The sequence below is a fragment of the Micromonospora solifontis genome, from assembly GCF_003725545.1.
Lineage (GTDB): Bacteria > Actinomycetota > Actinomycetes > Mycobacteriales > Micromonosporaceae > Micromonospora > Micromonospora solifontis.
Window position 1 is genome coordinate 19,137 of sequence record NZ_RJLN01000017.1, and the last position, 16,280, is coordinate 35,416.

Consider the following 16,280-nt stretch of genomic DNA (forward strand, 5'->3'; position numbering starts at 1 on the left):
CTTGGCGAGCGGGCCCGGAGCGGTCAGGATCGCTGCGTGGGTGCCAATCTGTCCGCCGTGTTCGGCGTGGTCTCGCTGGTCAGCGCGCTCGGTGCGGCGCTCTGGGCGGTGCTGCGGCTGCGCGGCCGGCGGGGCATCGCGACGGCCACCCAGCGGGCCACCTACGAGGTCCTGCACACCGCCGGCCTGGCCGCCGAACCGCTGCGGGCCGGGCTGAGCGCGGCCGGCGCCGCCAAGGCCGTACGCCATCTGCGCGCCCTGGTGGGCGCGGCCGGGCTGGCCCTGACGGACCGGGCGGCCCTGCTCGCCCTCGACGGGCGCGGCGCGCACCACGGTGACCAGCTGCTCGCGGCGGCCCGGAAGGCGGTCGGCACCGGGCGCTCGACCGTGCTGCGCGAGTCCGAGCTGCTGTGCGACCTGGTGGACTGCCCGGTACGCGGCGCGGTGGTGGCCCCGCTGAGCGCCGACGGCCGGGTGGTCGGGGCGCTGGTGGCGATCGCCGACGGGCAGCCCGCGCCCGGGCTGGTGCAGGCCACCCTGGAGACCGCGCACTGGGCCGGCGACCAGCTCGCCCTGGCCGAGCTGGACTCGTCCCGGGAGCGCCTGGCCCGGGCCGAGGTACGCGCCCTGCGCGCCCAGATCAGCCCGCACTTCATCTACAACGCGCTGACCGCGATCGGCTCGTTCGTGCGGACCGACCCGGAGCGGGCCCGCGAGCTGATCCTCGAGTTCGCCGAGTTCACCCGCTACTCGTTCCGGGCGCACGGCGAGTTCACCACCCTCGCCGAGGAACTGCGCTCGATCGACCGCTACCTGACCATCGAGCGGGCCCGGTTCGGCGAGCGGCTCCAGGTGCGCCTGCAGATCGCCCCGGAGGTGCTGCCCGTGACCCTGCCGTTCCTCTGCCTGCAACCACTTGTCGAGAACGCCGTCCGGCACGGGTTGTCCCGCAAGCCGGGCACCGGCATGGTGAGCATCGAAGCCCGGGACGCGGGCGCGGAGTGCCACATCACGGTGGAGGACGACGGAGTGGGGATGGATCCGACGACGCTGACCGCCGGCATCGCCGAGCTGGCCGGCGCCGGCAGCGACCCGACCGACGACCCCGGCCAGCACGTGGGCCTCTCGAACGTCGACGAGCGGCTCCGGTCGGTCTTCGGGGACCGGTTCGGCCTGGTCGTCGAGACCGGCCTGGGCTCGGGTACGAAGGTCAGCATGCGGGTGCCGAAGTTCCACCCCGGCGTACGGGCGACCTCATGAGCGCCACCGGTTTCCTCCGGGTGCTGGCGGTGGACGACGAGCCGCCGGCGCTGGACGAGCTGGCGTACCACCTGCGGGCCGATCCCCGGGTGGCCCGCCTGCACACGGCCGGGGACGCGACCGAGGCGCTGCGGCTGCTCCGGGACGGCGACGTGGACGTGGTCTTCCTGGACATCCGGATGCCAGGGCTGGACGGCATGGAGCTGGCCCGGGTGCTGCGGCGGTTCGCCCGGCCACCGGCGATCGTCTTCGTCACCGCGTACGACGACGGCGCGGTGGACGCCTTCGACCTGGGCGCCACCGACTACGTCCGCAAGCCGGTACGCGCCGAGCGGCTGGCCGAGTCGCTGCGCCGGGTGATCGGCTCCCGGGTGGTCCCGTCGCACCCGGCGGCGCTGGCCCGGGCGGAGGAGGACCCGACCATCCCGATCGAGCTGGCCGGGACGACCCGGATGCTGCCCCGTTCGGCGGTGCGTTGGGTGGAGGCGCAGGGCGACTACGCGCGGCTGCACACCGCGGACGGCTCGCACCTGGTCCGGGTCTCGCTGGCCACCCTGGCCGAGCGGTGGGCGGACGCCGGTTTCGTCCGGATCCACCGCTCGTACCTGGTGCAGCTGAAGCTGATCGCCGAACTGCGGCTGGTCAACTCCGGCTACGTGGTGGTGATCGACGGTACGGAGCTGCCGGTCAGCCGCCGGCACACCCGGGAGCTGAAGGACAAGCTGGTCCGCGCGGCGAAGCAGGACTGGAACCGCTGATCCGGGACGCGGGCCGGTGGCCTCCACCACCGGCCCCCTCGCACTCAGGAGTCCAGGAAGAACTGGCTCCACGTCCGCCCGTCCCGGGTGATCATCAGGTGGTCGGCCTCTCCCTGCGGACCGTCGCTCCCGCCGAAGAGCCACGCGTAACCCGGCGCGACGCTGACCGAGCCGACCGGCATGCCGCCGTCCCGCACCACCTCCCAGCTCCGGCCGCCGTCGCGACTGACCCGCACCTCCTGCCTACGGTTGTCCTGTGGGCCGGTCTGCGTGACGACCAGCAGGGATCCGTCCGCCCCGATCGTCAGGTCCCAGTCGAGCCCCTTGCCGAAGCCCTCCACGCGCTCCGACCAGGTCCGCCCCCCGTCCGTGGTGCTCTCCAGGGTCACCGTGGCGTCCGCGGCCGCCACCAGCCGGTACGCCCGCCGGCCGTCGACCGCCGCCAGCGCCAGCACGGTGCTGCCGGGCGGGAGGGTCCAGCTCAGCCAGGTCGCGCCCCGGTCGGTGCTACGCCCCCCGGCCGCCGCACCGGCGGTGTCATACGTGGTCCAGATGCTGCCATCGGCTGCCGGATAGACGCTGAAGAGCTGCAAGAATGACGGCGGTGTGCCGGTGAGCCGGTAGACCTGCCCACTCGCGGGGTCCACCGCGAGTGGCTCCTCCACCGCCCTGCAACCGAACTCGCAGAGGACCAGACGGGCGGTGGCCGGGAAGGCGGGCACCCCGATGATCGCCCGGTTCGCCTCCTGCCAGGTGCGACCGTAGTCGGTGGAGAGGTGGAGCAGGCCGCCGTCGTCGACCAGATAGGTCCGCTGGCCGAGCACGGCGTAGTCGAAGTTCCCCGCAACCCCGTCCGCATCGAGTCGGCACCTGGTGACCTGGTACCGGCTCGCGTTCCAGTCGGACCAGGTCCGGCCGCCGTCGGTGGTGTGGGCGAAGCGGAGCACGCAGCCGTCGATGCGTACGTCCACCCCGGACTCGGGGCCGGTCAGCGTGAAGTCGCCGGGCCTGCCGGGCAGGGTGTGCCCGGGCGACGGCGTGGGCGGCTCGGCCGACCGGAGCGGTCCCGGCCGGGTCACCAGCGGTACGACGATCACCATCGCCAGCAGGGCGAGGGCAGTCCCCTTCAACGCCGTCGAGCGGCGGCGTCGGGACCGCGCCACTACCCGTAACTCGTCCAGCGGCGGCTGTCGGACGGCACCGGCGACCGCGTCGACGCGGAAGCCGGCGAACTCACGATCGGGCATTGATCCTCCCGGTGCTGGTGCTGCCGGTGACGCCGGTTTCCGCGAGTAGCGCCGCGAGGGCCTGACGTCCGCGGGAGAGCCGGGACTTCACGGTGCCGGCGGAGACGCCCAGGGTCGTCGCGATCTCGTCCACCGGCAGGTCGACCAGGTAGTGCAGGGCCAGGGCCTGGCGTTGCCCCTCGGGCAGTTCCCGCATGGCGGCGAGGAGTGCCAGGTGCTCGGGCGAGCGGTCGGCGACCGCGGGTGGCGGGCCGATCCGGAGCAGCAGCCGGTCGAGGACGCGGCGCCGCCGGTGCCGGCTGCGGGCCACGTTCACCGCGACCCGGCGCAGCCACGCCTCCGGGTTGTCCAGCCGCGCGAACCGTCCCGGCGCGGCCAACGCCCGGGTGAACGCCTCCTGGACCGCTTCCTGGGCCTCGCTCAGATCGCCGGTCACCGCGTACAACTGGACCACCAGTCGGCGGAAAGAGCCGGCGTACAGCTCAGAGATCAGATCCCCGTCGGACACGTCACCCCCTTTTCCACCTCCTCGACTCGCGGGCGGGGAGGAAGGTTCCGGAGGGTCAGAAAATGTCACCGACCGGCAGCACCAGCGCGAACGGGTGGTCGGTCCGCAGGACGTCCGACGCGGACAGGACCACCGCCTCCCGGTAGCCGGCGCCGGCGTTCTCCAGCACGGTGACGGTCTGCTTGCGCGGCTCGACCAGCCAGTAGTGGGGGATGCCGGCCACCCCGTACTCGTGGCGCTTGAGCACCAGGTCACGGCCGGCGTTGCCGGGTGAGACAACCTCGACCACGAGGAGCACGTCGGCCGGGGCGAGCGCGGGGCCACCCCGGTCCAGAGCGTCCTCCCGGGCCACGAAGAGATCCGGGACGAAGTAGGAGGAGCGCTTCGCGCTGACCCCGATGTCCTGCCCGACGAGCAGACCGGGCGGGGCCTGGCGGTCGAGGAGCCGCCGGAGGCGGTTGGCGACCGCCCCGTGGAAGACGTCCGCGTGTGGGGACACGAGCAGGCTCCCGTCGAAGATCTCGTAGTCCTGGCCGTCCTCGGGGAGGTCCTGGAGGTCGTCCACCGTCCAGGCCGCACCGCCGCCCGGCCGAGCTGGGCTGGTCACCGTCACACCTCCTCTCTACCGGCCAACCCTGACATCCCCACCGGTTGTCCACAACGACCCCGCCGTCATCCACCGGGTTATCCACAGGAGTGAGGTGTTCTCCACAGGTTGCCCACAGGGCCGCCCCGCGCACCCTTGACATTCCCGCTGATCAGGCAAGACTTCCGGGGATGGCCGGAGGCGAGGAGCAGGACGCCCCGGAGCGGCGCAGGGTGGCCGCTCCGGTCCCCGTGCCGCGCGCCGCCCAGCCGCCGCGCCGGACCCGGATCGTGCTGGCCGAGGTGTCCCGGCCGGCCAGCCGGGCGGACCGGACCCGGTCGGAGCTGGCCCAGCAGACCCGGGTCGGCGAGACCCTGGTCCAGGGGCTGGTCCGGGCGCAACTCACCCTGGCGCTGCGGCTGAGCCTGCTGGTGCTGATCGGGCTGGGCGGCCTGCCCTGGCTCTTCGCGATCGCCCCCTCGGTCGGCCGGGTCACCGTGCTCGGGATCAACCTGCCCTGGCTGCTGCTCGGGGTGGTCGCCTTCCCGTTCCTGATCGGGGTGGGCTGGGCGTACGTGCGGCTGGCGGAGCGCAACGAGCAGGACTTCACCGACCTGGTCCAGCGGCCGGAGCGCTGACGTGGACAACGGGTACGTCGTCCCGGCGATCGTGGTGGTCACCCTGGTCACCGTCGGGATCGGCTTCTACGGGCTGCGGCTGGCCCGGACCACCTCCGACTTCCTGGTCGCCTCCCGGGCGGTCAGCCCGACCTGGAACGCCGCCGCGATCGGCGGGGAGTACCTGTCGGCGGCGAGCTTCCTGGGCGTGGCCGGGCTGATCCTCAAGTACGGCGTGGACGTGCTCTGGTACCCGGTCGGCTTCGCCGCGGGCTACCTGGCGCTGCTGCTCTTCGTGGCCGCGCCGCTGCGCCGGTCCGGCGCGTTCACCCTGCCCGACTTCTGCGAGGTGCGGCTCGGCTCGCGGCGGCTGCGCAAGCTGGCCACCCTCTTCGTGATCTTCATCGGCTGGCTCTATCTGGTGCCGCAGCTCCAGGGCGCGGGCCTCACCCTGGCCACGGTCGCCGGCTCGCCGTACCCGGTCGGGGCCCTGCTGGTCGCGGTGGTGGTGACCGCGAACGTGGCGCTGGGCGGGATGCGGGCGATCACCTTCGTCCAGGCGTTCCAGTACTGGTTGAAGCTGACCGCGCTCGCCGTACCCGCGATCTTCCTGGCCCTGCAGTGGCAGGCCGACGCCCGCCCGGCGGTGACCCCGCCCGACGGGCCGGCGTTCCGGACCGCGACCACCGTCGTGGTCGAGCACCGCGCGACCCTCACCTTCCCCGACGGCGACGTCCAGGAGGTACGCCCCGGCGACCGCCTCGACTTCGCGGCCGGCGAGCCGGTCCCCGAGGTCTCCGGGACGGCCACCGACGCGGCCGACTGGCTGCTGCCGGACACCGCCGGGGACGACGACCGGGGCCTGTTCGCCACCTACTCGCTGATCCTGGCCACGTTCCTGGGCACCATGGGCCTGCCGCACGTGCTGGTGCGCTTCTACACCAACCCGGACGGCGCCGCCGCGCGCCGCACCACGTTGGTGGTGCTGGCCCTGGTCGGCCTCTTCTATCTGCTGCCCACGCTCTACGGCGTGCTGGGCCGCGTCTACACCCCGCAGCTGCTGGTCACCGGGCAGACCGACGCGGTGGTGGTGCTGCTGCCCACGGCGGCGCTCGGCGACGGCACGGCGGCCCGGCTGCTCGCCGCGCTGGTCGCGGCCGGCGCGTTCGCCGCCTTCCTGTCCACCTCGTCCGGGCTGCTCACCAGCGTCGCCGGGGTGATCTCCACCGACGTGCTCGGTCGCGGCTCGGTACGCGGCTTCCGGCTGGCCACGGTGATCGCCGGCGGGGTCCCGGCGGTGCTCGCGCTGAACGTCTCCGGCCTGGACGTCTCGCAGGTGGTGGGGCTGGCCTTCGCGGTGGCCGCGTCGAGCTTCTGTCCGCTGCTGGTGCTGGGCATCTGGTGGCGCGGCCTGACCGACCTGGGCGCCGCCGCCGGGGTGCTGGTGGGCGGCGGGGCCGCGATCGGCGCGGTGCTGGTCACGGTGCTCGGCCCGCCGCTGAGCGGCTGGCCGGCCACGCTGACCACCCAGCCGGCGGCCTGGACGGTGCCGCTGGCGTTCACCGTGATGGTGGCGGTGTCGATGGCCACCCGGCGGCGGCTCCCCGCCGACGTCGGCCCCACCATGCTCCGCCTGCACGCCCCGGAGACGCTGCGGTTGTAAGGAAGGGCACCTTCTTAACGCCTGCGGTAGAGCACGGGCCCCCTGTTAACGGTCGGCCTCGGCGACGACCGGCCGGCCGTTCCGGAGCAGGTCCCGGCCGGCGATCTCGTCCGCCTCCCGCCAGGCCTGGATCCGCTCCGGGCGGACCCGGAACCAGGGGTACTTCTCCCGGAACGTGCGCGGGTCGAAGCCGGTCTTCGCGGCGAACGCGTCGGCTTCGGCGTCCGGCAGCTCGTCGTGGCGGAGCACCTCCACCGTGCCGTCCACCATGACCACGTCGCGGGTGGCGCCGATGCCGAGGCGTACCCGCCCGGTGTCGCGCATGTTCCGGCCCGTCGGCGTGTTCTCGGAGGTGGCGAGCAGCAGCGTCTCGCCGCCCCAGCGGAAGGAGAGCGGCACCAGGTAGGGCCGACCGGCCGGGTCGGCGGTGGCCACCCAGACGTCGACGTCGTGTTCGAGGCGGTGCCGGGTGTCCGCCCAGCGCTGCGCGCGGGACCGGGATTCGGTCATCGATGCCCTCCATCGACTCGCCGGGCCCCGACCGCGTACGGCCGGGGAATGACTGAGGATCATCCTCCAGCCGGACAGCCCACTGGTGGGGCCGGGCTAGGTTCGGGTCATGACCGATCAGCACCCCGCACTGTCCCTCCGTGGCCTGGCCAAGCGGTTCGACACCAAGGTGGCGGTCGCCGGGGTCGACCTGGACGTTCCGACCGGCTCGTTCTACGGGCTGCTCGGTCCGAACGGCGCCGGCAAGACCACCACCCTCTCCATGGCCGTCGGCCTGCTGCGGCCCGACGCGGGCCAGGCCCGGGTCCTCGGGTACGACGTGTGGGCCGACCCGGTCCGGGCCAAGGGCCTGCTCGGCGTGATGCCCGACGGGGTTCGGCTCTTCGACCGGCTGAGCGGGGCGGAGCTGCTGGCGTACCACGGTCTGCTGCGCGGGATGGACCCGGCGGTGGTCGACCAGCGGGCGGCCGAGCTGCTGGACGTGCTGGCGCTCACCGACGCCGGCCGCACCCTGGTGGTCGACTACTCGGCGGGCATGAAAAAGAAGATCGGCCTGGCCTGCGCGCTGCTGCACGGCCCCCGGCTGCTGGTGCTCGACGAGCCGTTCGAGGCGGTCGACCCGGTCTCGGCGGCGCTGATCCGGGACATCCTGCACCGGTACGTCGTCGGCGGCGGCACCGTCATCTTCTCCAGCCACGTGATGGAGGTGGTCGAGCGGCTCTGCTCGCACGTGGCGATCCTGGCGCAGGGCCGGATCACCCGGGTCGGCACGCTCGACGAGGTACGCGGCGACCGTTCGCTGGAGGAGGTCTTCGTCGAGGTGGTCGGCGGCCGGACCGCGACGGGTGAGGAGCTGTCGTGGCTGTCCCGGTGACCACGCCCGACCGGCCGGCGCGGCGGGTCGGCGCCCGGCACTTCGTCCGGCTCAAGCTGCGGGTGATGGGCAACAACTTCCGCGGCCAGGGCTGGCGGATCGCGCTGTTCGTGGTGGGGGTGCTGTTCGGCCTCTGGGTCGCCGCCGGCGCCTTCTTCGCCCTCGCCGCGCCCGGCCTGGCCGGCGAGCCCCGGTTCGCCCTGCTGACCGCCGCCTTCGGCGGTGGCCTGCTGGTGCTCGGCTGGCTGCTGCTGCCACTGGTCTTCTTCGGCGTCGACGAGACCCTGGACCCGGCCCGGTTCGCGCTGCTCCCGCTGCCCCGCCGCACCCTGGTCACCGGCCTGTTCGCCGCCGCGCTGGTCAGCGTGCCACTGCTGGCGACGCTGGTCGCGGTGGCCGGGCTGGTGGTCACCGCCGGGGCGCTCGGCGGATGGGCGGCCGCCCTGGTCTCGGTGCTGGGGATCGTCGGCGGGCTGCTGCTCTGCGTGGCCGCCGCCCGCGCGGTGACCAGCGCGTTCGCCACCATGCTCCGGTCCCGCCGGGTACGCGACCTGGCCGCCGTCCTGCTCGCGGTGCTCGCCGCGCTGCTCGGGCCGTTGCAGATCGCGGTGCTCGCCGCGGTCCGGCACGCCGACTGGGACCGGCTGACCGGGGCGGCCCGGGTGATCGGCTGGACCCCGTTGGGGGCGCCGTGGACCGCCGGGGTCGAGGTCGCCGAGGGCCGCCCCTGGGCGGCCCTGGTGAAGTTGCTGATCACCGTGGCGGCGCTCGGGGCGCTGCTGTTCTGGTGGTCCCGGACGCTGGAGTCGGCGATGGTCGGCACCGCCACCGCCGGCCCGTCCCGGCAGCGGCGCGGCCCGGCCGGTGGGCCGGTCGCCCAGCTCTTTCCCCGGGCCGTCGGCTGGGCCCGGCGGGACCGGTTCGGCGCGCTGGTCGCCCGGGAGTGCCGCTACTGGTGGCGGGACGCCCGGCGGCGGGCCAACCTGATCACCATCGCGGTGGTGGGCGTCTTCGTGCCGGTGATGGTCAACCTGGGCGGCTCCCGGCTGGTCGAGGACGGCGGCCAGGCGTTCGACGGGACGGTCCCCTACTCCTCGCCGGTGCGGCTCAGCCTCTCGATGCTGTTCGTTGGGGTGGTCGCCTCGGTCACCCTGGCCAACCAGTTCGGCTTCGACGGCAGCGCGTACGCGGCGAACGTGGTGGCCGGCGTGCCGGGGCGGCTGGAGCTGCGCGCCCGGATGACTGCGTTCGCGGTCTACGTGGTGCCGATTCTGGTCGCGGTCGCGATCATCCTGGCCACCCTGCTGGGTCGGCCCGCCTGGCTGGGCGTGATGGCCGGCACGCTGTTCGCCGCGTACGGCGTCGGGCTGGCGATCAACGCCTTCGTCGCGGTGCTCGGCGGGTACGCGCTGCCCGAGACGAGCAACCCGTTCGCGATGAACAGCGGCGCGGGCGCGGCGAAGGGACTGCTCACCCTGCTCTCCATGGTCGCCTCGGCGCTGGTCGCGGTGCCGATGGTGCTGGCCGCGGCGCTGCTCGGCGGCGCCTGGCTCTGGCTGGCCCTGCCGGTCGGCCTGGCCTACGGGGTGGGCGCGGCGCTGCTCGGCGCGTACCTGGCCGGGGACGTGCTGGACCGACGCCAGCCGGAGCTGCTCTCCGCCGTCACCCCGAGGCGCTGATGCCCGTCGTCGAGGCGGTGGTCACGGTGCCGGTCCCCCCGGAGTTGGCGTTCGCCGTGTCGCAGACGGTGGCGCCGGTCCGCTACCGCTGGGATCCGTTCGTCCGCGAGCAGCACTTCGAGGGCGGCGCGACCCGTCCCGGGAAGGGCGTCCGCACGTTCACCCGGTCCCGGCACGGCCTGACCATGGTCAGCGAGTACGTCTCCTACGCGCCGCCGACCAACGTGGGCATGAGGATGGTGCGGGGACCCTGGTTCTTCGAGATGTTCGGCGGCGGCTGGCGGTTCGCGCCGGGACCGGAGCCGGGAACGACGGTCGCCACCTGGCGGTACAACTTCCGGTGCCGGCCGGCTGCGCTGCGCCCGTTCGCCGAGCGCGTCGGGGTCTGGCTGCTCGGCCGGGACATCCGCCGCCGGATCGCCGGGTACGCCGCGGGTTGCGCCGACCCGGAGGTGCTGGCCGCCGCCCGCCGGGCAATCAACTCCGGCGCATGAAGGCGCACGGGGTGAAACTGCCGGTGACCGGCACGACGCTGACCAGTTCCCAGCCGTAGTTCGACAGGTGCTCGACCGCCTCCAACAGTTGGGTGACCCCGCTGGCCAGGAAGGCCGGGCGGGCCACCAGGGCGAGATGCCGGTACGGGTAGGACCGCAGGTCGACCTCGCCGCGGAGGATCACGTCGGCACCGAGGGTGCGGGACTGGGCCAACTGCTGCGGCGGCACGAAGGTCATGTCCCGCACGATAAGGCCGGCGCGCATCTCCCCGGAGCGGCCCGGTCAGGCCGTCCGGCGCATGGCGGCGTACAGGTGGTGCCCCTCCCCGACGGAGGTGATGTTGATCAGTTCCCACCCGTTAGCCCGGCCCCGCACGGCTCATCCCGCGTCAACATCACGCTCAACCCACGAAGTAGTGGCTACCGCCTGCCGACGAGGCCACTGTTTCCCGGTTTCAGCGTGACCTTGAGGGGTCGAGGTCGCCGCTGCCCGGGACGGCGGTCAGGAAGCCGCGCCAGGCACCCGACGTGAAGGTGAGCGTGGGACCGGACCGGTCCTTGCTGTCCCGGACCAGCACCACCCCGGGCAGGTTGTCCGCCACCTCGACACAGTTGCCCTCGTTGGCCGAACGGATCGACTTGCGCCAGCGGGGCGCGAGACTCGTCATGGCGTCACCTTCAGCTTGTTGATCAGGTCGACGGAGGCGCGCTCGCTGAGCGCCTCGCCGAGCAGATGCTCCCACTTGCGCTGCACCAAGCCTATCCACTCCGGGTAGTCCGCGATCTGCCCACGCGCCGCGTTGTCGAGGCAGAGCAGGCGGTCTTTCCCGGGCAGTTCCGCGAGCACGAAGCCGCCGCCCATGGAGGTGTGGGCACCGACTTCGAGCGGCAGGACGTGCAGGCGCACCTGTGGCAACTCGACCGCTTCGAGCAGCCGGCCGAGCTGCCGGTCCATCGCGGCGGGCCCGCCGACGGGCCTGCGCAGAGCGCTCTCGTCGATGACGAACACACACTCGGGCGGGTCCTCCCGGTGGAGCAGCTGCTGCCGGCTCATGCGGAGGCTGACAAGCTCCTCCACCCGATCGCTCCGGTACAACCCGCCCGCCGAGGCGACCGCGCGGCAGTACTCCTCAGTCTGTAGCAGCCCCGGAACCAGGCACGGCTCGAAGTAACACAGTCGGGTGGCTCGCGCCTCGTGGCCGGGCCAGGACTCGAACCAGGCCGGCCCGCTCTCCGCCTCGTCCTCTTTCAGCAGGCCGGCGAGGAGGCCGCCGGTGCCGAGGGCCTGGTCGGCGGCGACGGCGAACTCCATGGTCGGCCGGCGGCGGCCGGTTTCGATCGCGGCCACCGTGGACGGACTCCACTTGATCAGCGCGGCCAGCCCCTCCTGGGAGACGTCCGCGCCGGCCCGGGCGGCCTTCAACGCCCGGATCCACATCTCGATGTTCATCCTTACCTCTCCGGTAAGTACGTGACCGCGCTGCGTAGTAAGCCCTGGCATCCTCCCCTGTCCGCGTCCCCGAGTCCAGGGTGGAGACACGCGGCCCGGCTGGTGGAGGCGACGACCCGGCGGCCGGTCCTGCGACGGGTCGCCCCGGCCATTCCCCCGGCCGGGGCGACCCCTTCCGACCAGAAGGAGGCACCGGATGTTCAGCCTGTTCCGCCGCCGCCGGAACGCCGCCGCGCGCGCGTACCGGAGGACCGCGCCCGCGTACGACGGAGCCACGCCACCGCCCCCGGACGCCGTGCCGGTCCCGCCCTGGTCGAACGCGGCGCCGGCCTGGGCGGCCCAGCCGACGGTGGCCCTGCCGCGTCCCGGTCGGGCCGGCTGGCTCACCCCCGCGCAGACCTGGCGGGCGAACGGCGGCCGCTGGTGACCGACGGGCAGATCGTGGACGGAGGTGGCCCTTCCGGGGGTCGCCTCCCGCCCAGGTCCCGCAGTGGTCGGATCGAGCATCTGCCCATGCGGCCGGCGTGGCGGTGCCGGGCGTGCGGGGCGCACTGGCCGTGCCAGCCGGCGCGGCTCGCCCTGCTGGTCGAGTACCGGCAGGACCGGACCGCGCTGCTGGTCTACCTGGGCGGGCTGCTGGCGGAGGCGGGTGATCAGCTCGGCCATCCGGCGGGCCTGCACCGGCGCTTCCTCGGTTGGGCACGGGACCGGGGCGGCACAATGTTTCACGTGAATCATGAGCCGGGGGCCGAGATCCACCACACCGACCCGTTCGCGGTGCCGGCCGGGCAGCGCTCGCCGGTACGCCGGCTGCGTGGCCGGCTGGCCGCCCCGGTGACACTCTGGACCGCGCCCGGCCCGGCCGGGCTGACCGTCTCCTCCACCCTGGTCGCCGAGGGGGAGCCGGACCGGCTGCTCGGGTTGATCGATCCGGAGTCGGACCTGTGGGCGGCGGTCGAGGAGGCGGGCCGGTTCGCCGTCGCGCCGCTCGGCCCGCCGCACCGGCAGCTCGCCGACCGCTTCGCCGGCCTCTTCCCGTCTCCCGGTGGGCTGTTCGCCATCGACGGGTGGACCGAGACGCCGTACGGGCCGGTGCCGTCGGACGCCGGCGGGTGGGCCGGCTGCCGGCTCGACACCGCCCGGGAGTACGGCTGGGGCCTGCTGGTCGAGGCCACCATCGAGGCGGTCGACCTCGCCGAGGAAACCGATCCCCTTCTGCACTACCGGGGGCGGTACCGCGAGCTGGGGTGACCGGACCTGGTAGGTCGGCGATGTGGCGGTGTCGAGGGCGGGAGGATGGCCCATCATCGCCGACCAGGAGTCGATCAAGCGGTGACGACCGGTGAGCGGAGTGACCTAGGTCACTCGGCGCAGGAGGGCGACCGTTCGGCGCAGCCGGTCGCCGTTGTCGATCTGCACCTTCCCGGGTTGGGAGCGCGGTCTCTACCGTGCGCGAAAATCCCCACGCCTGCGAAGGTGGTGATCCACAGAATGTCCACGGACACACCAGCGTCCGCGCCGGCCGAGTCCGCAGCGGAGCGTTATCTGGCCGTACAACGGTCGGACGAGTTCGCCGGGTTGCGGCGCACGCTGCGCGGCTTCATCTTCCCGATGACCGTCGCGTTCTTCCTGTGGTACGCGCTCTACGTCATCCTCTCCGCGTACGCGCGGGGCTTCATGGGCACGAAGCTCTTCGGCAACATCAACGTCGCCCTGGTCTTCGGCCTGCTCCAGTTCGTCTCCACGTTCGTCATCGCCTGGCTCTACGCCCGGTTCGCGGACCGCAGGATCGACCCGGTCGCCGACCGGATCCGCGCCGAGATCGGGGAGGTGACCCATGAACACGGTCCTCGCGGCTGACTCCGGCACGACCGCCCGCAACCTCACCATCACGCTCTTCCTGATCTTCGTGGCGATCACGCTGGCGATCACCGTCTGGGCCAGCCGGCAGACCAAGACCGCCACCGACTTCTACGCTGGCGGTCGCTCGTTCTCCGGATTCCAGAACGGCATGGCGATCGGCGGCGACTACATGTCGGCCGCGTCCTTCCTGGGCATCGCCGGCATCATCGCCCTGTACGGCTACGACGGCTTCCTCTACTCGATCGGCTTCCTGGTCGCCTGGCTGGTGGCGCTGCTGCTCGTCGCCGAGCTGCTGCGCAACTCCGGCCGGTACACGATGGCCGACGTGCTGGCGTTCCGGATGCGCCAGCGCCCGGTCCGGACGGCGGCGGCGGTCTCCACCATCACCGTCTCGATCTTCTACCTGCTGGCCCAGATGGTCGGCGCGGGCGCGCTGGTGGCCCTGCTGCTCGGCATCAAGCCGGGCACCACCTTCCTCGGCATGGACGCCGACACCGCGAAGGTCGCCACCATCATCATGGTGGGCGCGCTGATGATCATCTACGTCACCGTGGGCGGCATGAAGGGCACCACGTACGTCCAGATCGTCAAGGCGTTCCTGCTGATGACCGGTGCGATCGTGATGACCCTGCTGGTCCTGGCGAAGTACAAGTTCAACCTGTCCTCGCTGCTCGGCGACGCCGCTTCCGCCTCGGGCAAGGGAGCCAACTTCCTCGAACCCGGGCTGCGGTACGGCGTGGAGACACCCGGCGACGCGTTGAAGACCTTCTACAGCAAGATGGACCTGCTGTCGCTGGGTATCGCACTGGTGCTCGGCACCGCCGGCCTGCCGCACATCCTGATCCGCTTCTACACGGTGCCGACCGCCAAGGCGGCCCGGAAGAGCGTGCTCTGGGCGATCGGCATCATCGGCACCTTCTACCTGCTCACGCTGGCGCTCGGCTTCGGCGCGGCGGCGCTGGTCGGTGGCAAGGCGATCACCGCGCAGGACAAGGCCGGCAACACCGCCGCGCCGCAGCTGGCCGAGGCGCTGGGGAAGGACTTCTTCGGCGGCGACCTGGGCGGCGCGACCCTGCTGGCGATCATCGCGGCGGTCGCCTTCGCCACCATCCTGGCGGTGGTGGCCGGCCTGACCCTGGCCTCCTCGTCCAGCCTGGCGCACGACTTCTACGCCAACGTGATCAAGGACGGGCAGGCTTCCGAGCGGCAGGAGGTGACGGTGGCCCGGATCTCCGCCCTGGTCATCGGCGCCATCTCGATCGTGCTGTCGATCTTCGCGCAGAGCCTGAACGTGGCGTTCCTGGTGGCGCTGGCCTTCGCGGTCGCCGCCTCGGGCAACCTGCCGGCGATCCTCTACAGCCTGTTCTGGAAGCGGTTCAACACCTCCGGCGCGGTCTGGGCGATCTACGGCGGCCTGCTCGCGGCCGTGATTCTGGTCTTCTTCTCCCCGGTGGTCTCCGGGGCGCCGACGGCCATGTTCCCGGAGCACGACTGGCACTGGTTCCCGCTGTCCAACCCGGGCATCATCTCCATTCCGATCGGCTTCCTCTGCGGCTGGATCGGCACCCTGCTCTCCAAGGAGCACGACGAGGAGAAGTACGCGGAGCTGGAGGTTCGCTCCCTCACCGGCGCGGGCGCGCACTGACACCACCCGGTCAGCAGGGGCCCCCTCCACAACGCGAGGCGTTGAGAGGGGGCCCCTCCTTTCGCTATAGGCTGGCCGGCATGAAGGTCGCTCCCCGCTTCGGCACCGGACACCGGATCCTCGTCACCGGCGGCGCCGGCTTCGTGCCGTCCCACCTGGTCGACCGGCTCGTCGAGCGCGGTTGCACGGTCGTGGTGCTGGACAACTTCGTCACCGGTTCGAAGGACAACGTGGCTCACCTGCTGGACACGCCGACCTTCACGCTGGTCGAGGCGGACATCTCCGACGGGCTGCCCGCCGGCCACCCGGCCCTGGCCGAGCGGTTCGACGCGATCCTGCACATGGCCTCGCCGGCCAGCCCCACCGACTTCGAGAAGCTGCCGGTGGAGATCCTCCGGGTCGGCTCGGTGGCCACCCTGGCGCTGCTGGAGCGGGCCACCGCCGACGGCGCGCGCTTCCTGATGGCCTCCACCTCCGAGGCGTACGGGGACCCGAAGGAGCACCCGCAGCGGGAGACGTACTGGGGCAACGTCAACCCGATCGGCATCCGCAGCGTGTACGACGAGGCCAAGCGCTTCTCGGAGGCCGCCACCATGGCGTACCACCGGAACCGGGGCACCGACACGGCGATCGTCCGGATCTTCAACACGTACGGGCCGCGGATGCGGCCGGACGACGGCCGGGCCATTCCGACCTTCATCTCCCAGGCGCTGCGCGGCGAGCCGATCACGGTGCACGGCACCGGCAACCAGACCCGTTCGATCTGCTACGTCGACGACCTGGTCCGGGGCATCCTGCTGCTGCTCGACTCGACCGAGACCGGCCCGATCAACTGCGGCACCGAGCACGAGATGTCGATGCGGCAACTGGCCGAGACGATCGTGTCACTCACCGGAAGCGCCTCCGAGGTGAGCTACATCACCCGCGCCGCCGACGACCCGGAGAAGCGTCGCCCCGATCTCACCCTCGCCCGTGAGCTGCTGGGATACGAGCCCACCGTCGCGCCCGAAGACGGCCTTCGACGCACGATCGAGTACTTCCGCGGCCGGCTAGGGTACTGACGCCGGCTGGGAGGAGGCTGACACCCGGCTCGCCCTCACGGCGATGGTGGTGTGACCGACCTACC

The 16,280-nt window shown here is 72.6% G+C and carries 19 protein-coding genes; 12 read left to right on the top strand and 7 right to left on the bottom strand.

Annotated elements, in window-relative coordinates; all coding sequences use genetic code 11:
* The first annotated feature begins 36 nt into the window (after positions 1 to 36).
* Together EFE23_RS08430 and EFE23_RS08435 are read left to right on the top strand one after the other, a co-directional pair.
* Positions 37 to 1,260: a sensor histidine kinase gene (locus EFE23_RS08430; protein ID WP_123240347.1), complete on the top strand. Its 1,224-nt coding sequence runs from the start codon at positions 37 to 39 to the stop codon at positions 1,258 to 1,260.
* Positions 1,257 to 2,018 carry a LytR/AlgR family response regulator transcription factor gene (locus EFE23_RS08435; RefSeq protein ID WP_123240348.1) on the top strand — a complete coding sequence of 254 codons (762 nt, stop codon included), beginning with the start codon at positions 1,257 to 1,259 and terminating at the stop codon, positions 2,016 to 2,018. The genes EFE23_RS08430 and EFE23_RS08435 overlap by 4 nt, the downstream gene beginning before the upstream one ends.
* A gap of 44 nt (positions 2,019 to 2,062) precedes the next feature.
* Here the strand turns inward: EFE23_RS08435 and EFE23_RS08440 are convergent, their stop codons facing one another.
* The 3 genes from EFE23_RS08440 to EFE23_RS08450 are packed head-to-tail and all read right to left on the bottom strand — an operon-like array spanning position 2,063 to position 4,380.
* Positions 2,063 to 3,265: a WD40/YVTN/BNR-like repeat-containing protein gene (locus EFE23_RS08440; protein ID WP_123240349.1), complete on the bottom strand. Its 1,203-nt coding sequence runs from the start codon at positions 3,263 to 3,265 to the stop codon at positions 2,063 to 2,065.
* Positions 3,252 to 3,773, bottom strand: coding sequence for an RNA polymerase sigma factor (locus EFE23_RS08445; RefSeq protein ID WP_199736976.1), 522 nt, complete (start codon positions 3,771 to 3,773; stop codon positions 3,252 to 3,254). Before EFE23_RS08445 ends, EFE23_RS08440 begins: the two co-directional genes overlap by 14 nt.
* Positions 3,774 to 3,828: 55 nt before the next feature.
* Complete coding sequence (locus EFE23_RS08450) at positions 3,829 to 4,380, bottom strand: Uma2 family endonuclease (RefSeq protein WP_158675841.1); 552 nt, start codon at positions 4,378 to 4,380, stop codon at positions 3,829 to 3,831.
* A 170-nt stretch (positions 4,381 to 4,550) separates the two neighbouring features.
* Between EFE23_RS08450 and EFE23_RS08455 the strand changes: the two genes are divergently transcribed.
* Positions 4,551 to 4,997, top strand: coding sequence for a hypothetical protein (locus tag EFE23_RS08455; RefSeq protein WP_233600919.1), 447 nt, complete (start codon positions 4,551 to 4,553; stop codon positions 4,995 to 4,997).
* Position 4,998: 1 nt separating this feature from the next.
* Positions 4,999 to 6,639, top strand: coding sequence for a sodium/solute symporter (locus EFE23_RS08460; protein ID WP_123240351.1), 1,641 nt, complete (start codon positions 4,999 to 5,001; stop codon positions 6,637 to 6,639).
* A gap of 45 nt (positions 6,640 to 6,684) precedes the next feature.
* Here EFE23_RS08460 and EFE23_RS08465 read toward each other — a convergent pair whose 3' ends face one another.
* Positions 6,685 to 7,149 (bottom strand): pyridoxamine 5'-phosphate oxidase family protein, encoded by a 465-nt coding sequence (locus EFE23_RS08465; protein WP_123240352.1) that lies wholly within the window; start codon positions 7,147 to 7,149, stop codon positions 6,685 to 6,687.
* A gap of 109 nt (positions 7,150 to 7,258) precedes the next feature.
* On the opposite strand from EFE23_RS08465, the gene EFE23_RS08470 reads away from it, so the two are divergent.
* Genes EFE23_RS08470 through EFE23_RS08480 form a run of 3 tightly spaced genes read left to right on the top strand, consistent with a single transcriptional unit; the run spans position 7,259 to position 10,196 of the window.
* On the top strand, positions 7,259 to 8,023 hold the full coding sequence (locus EFE23_RS08470; protein ID WP_123240353.1) for an ABC transporter ATP-binding protein: 765 nt from the start codon (positions 7,259 to 7,261) through the stop codon (positions 8,021 to 8,023).
* The gene (locus tag EFE23_RS08475; protein WP_123240354.1) at positions 8,008 to 9,702 is read left to right on the top strand and encodes an ABC transporter permease; all 1,695 of its coding nucleotides are present in this window, start codon (positions 8,008 to 8,010) and stop codon (positions 9,700 to 9,702) included. Before EFE23_RS08470 ends, EFE23_RS08475 begins: the two co-directional genes overlap by 16 nt.
* Positions 9,702 to 10,196 carry an SRPBCC family protein gene (locus tag EFE23_RS08480; RefSeq protein WP_123240355.1) on the top strand — a complete coding sequence of 165 codons (495 nt, stop codon included), beginning with the start codon at positions 9,702 to 9,704 and terminating at the stop codon, positions 10,194 to 10,196. The genes EFE23_RS08475 and EFE23_RS08480 overlap by 1 nt, the downstream gene beginning before the upstream one ends.
* Here EFE23_RS08480 and EFE23_RS08485 read toward each other — a convergent pair.
* The 3 genes from EFE23_RS08485 to EFE23_RS08495 form a co-directional block, all read right to left on the bottom strand.
* Positions 10,180 to 10,434: a hypothetical protein gene (locus tag EFE23_RS08485; RefSeq protein ID WP_123240356.1), complete on the bottom strand. Its 255-nt coding sequence runs from the start codon at positions 10,432 to 10,434 to the stop codon at positions 10,180 to 10,182. The genes EFE23_RS08480 and EFE23_RS08485 overlap by 17 nt on opposite strands.
* Before the next feature lie 217 nt (positions 10,435 to 10,651).
* Entirely contained in the window at positions 10,652 to 10,864 is a 213-nt protein-coding gene (locus tag EFE23_RS08490) for a DUF397 domain-containing protein (protein ID WP_123240357.1), read from the bottom strand.
* The gene (locus tag EFE23_RS08495; protein WP_123240358.1) at positions 10,861 to 11,646 is read right to left on the bottom strand and encodes a helix-turn-helix domain-containing protein; all 786 of its coding nucleotides are present in this window, start codon (positions 11,644 to 11,646) and stop codon (positions 10,861 to 10,863) included. Before EFE23_RS08495 ends, EFE23_RS08490 begins: the two co-directional genes overlap by 4 nt.
* 196 nt (positions 11,647 to 11,842) lie before the next feature.
* On the opposite strand from EFE23_RS08495, the gene EFE23_RS08500 reads away from it, so the two are divergent.
* The 5 genes from EFE23_RS08500 (at position 11,843) to EFE23_RS08520 (ending at position 16,215) form a co-directional block, all read left to right on the top strand.
* Positions 11,843 to 12,073 (top strand): hypothetical protein, encoded by a 231-nt coding sequence (locus EFE23_RS08500; protein WP_123240359.1) that lies wholly within the window; start codon positions 11,843 to 11,845, stop codon positions 12,071 to 12,073.
* Between the two features lie 86 nt (positions 12,074 to 12,159).
* Positions 12,160 to 12,897, top strand: a complete 738-nt coding sequence (locus EFE23_RS08505; protein ID WP_123240360.1) for a flavin reductase family protein — start codon at positions 12,160 to 12,162, stop codon at positions 12,895 to 12,897.
* Positions 12,898 to 13,137: 240 nt separating this feature from the next.
* Positions 13,138 to 13,506 carry a DUF485 domain-containing protein gene (locus EFE23_RS08510; RefSeq protein WP_123240361.1) on the top strand — a complete coding sequence of 123 codons (369 nt, stop codon included), beginning with the start codon at positions 13,138 to 13,140 and terminating at the stop codon, positions 13,504 to 13,506.
* The gene (locus tag EFE23_RS08515) at positions 13,484 to 15,154 is read left to right on the top strand and encodes a monocarboxylic acid transporter (protein WP_123240362.1); all 1,671 of its coding nucleotides are present in this window, start codon (positions 13,484 to 13,486) and stop codon (positions 15,152 to 15,154) included. Before EFE23_RS08510 ends, EFE23_RS08515 begins: the two co-directional genes overlap by 23 nt.
* A gap of 80 nt (positions 15,155 to 15,234) precedes the next feature.
* On the top strand, positions 15,235 to 16,215 hold the full coding sequence (locus EFE23_RS08520) for a UDP-glucuronic acid decarboxylase family protein (RefSeq protein WP_123240363.1): 981 nt from the start codon (positions 15,235 to 15,237) through the stop codon (positions 16,213 to 16,215).
* The last annotated feature ends 65 nt before the right edge of the window (positions 16,216 to 16,280 follow it).

Bases quoted from the DNA above. Each gene is read 5' to 3' on its own strand.
- EFE23_RS08435 (WP_123240348.1), top strand. From the start codon at position 1,257: ATGAGCGCCACCGGTTTCCTCCGGGTGCTGGCGGTGGACGACGAGCCG.
- EFE23_RS08440 (WP_123240349.1), bottom strand. From the start codon at position 3,265: ATGCCCGATCGTGAGTTCGCCGGCTTCCGCGTCGACGCGGTCGCCGGT.
- EFE23_RS08455 (WP_233600919.1), top strand. From the start codon at position 4,551: ATGGCCGGAGGCGAGGAGCAGGACGCCCCGGAGCGGCGCAGGGTGGCC.
- EFE23_RS08465 (WP_123240352.1), bottom strand. From the start codon at position 7,149: ATGACCGAATCCCGGTCCCGCGCGCAGCGCTGGGCGGACACCCGGCAC.
- EFE23_RS08470 (WP_123240353.1), top strand. From the start codon at position 7,259: ATGACCGATCAGCACCCCGCACTGTCCCTCCGTGGCCTGGCCAAGCGG.
- EFE23_RS08480 (WP_123240355.1), top strand. From the start codon at position 9,702: ATGCCCGTCGTCGAGGCGGTGGTCACGGTGCCGGTCCCCCCGGAGTTG.
- EFE23_RS08485 (WP_123240356.1), bottom strand. From the start codon at position 10,434: ATGACCTTCGTGCCGCCGCAGCAGTTGGCCCAGTCCCGCACCCTCGGT.
- EFE23_RS08490 (WP_123240357.1), bottom strand. From the start codon at position 10,864: ATGACGAGTCTCGCGCCCCGCTGGCGCAAGTCGATCCGTTCGGCCAAC.
- EFE23_RS08495 (WP_123240358.1), bottom strand. From the start codon at position 11,646: ATGAACATCGAGATGTGGATCCGGGCGTTGAAGGCCGCCCGGGCCGGC.
- EFE23_RS08500 (WP_123240359.1), top strand. From the start codon at position 11,843: ATGTTCAGCCTGTTCCGCCGCCGCCGGAACGCCGCCGCGCGCGCGTAC.
- EFE23_RS08505 (WP_123240360.1), top strand. From the start codon at position 12,160: ATGCGGCCGGCGTGGCGGTGCCGGGCGTGCGGGGCGCACTGGCCGTGC.
- EFE23_RS08510 (WP_123240361.1), top strand. From the start codon at position 13,138: ATGTCCACGGACACACCAGCGTCCGCGCCGGCCGAGTCCGCAGCGGAG.
- EFE23_RS08515 (WP_123240362.1), top strand. From the start codon at position 13,484: ATGAACACGGTCCTCGCGGCTGACTCCGGCACGACCGCCCGCAACCTC.
- EFE23_RS08520 (WP_123240363.1), top strand. From the start codon at position 15,235: ATGAAGGTCGCTCCCCGCTTCGGCACCGGACACCGGATCCTCGTCACC.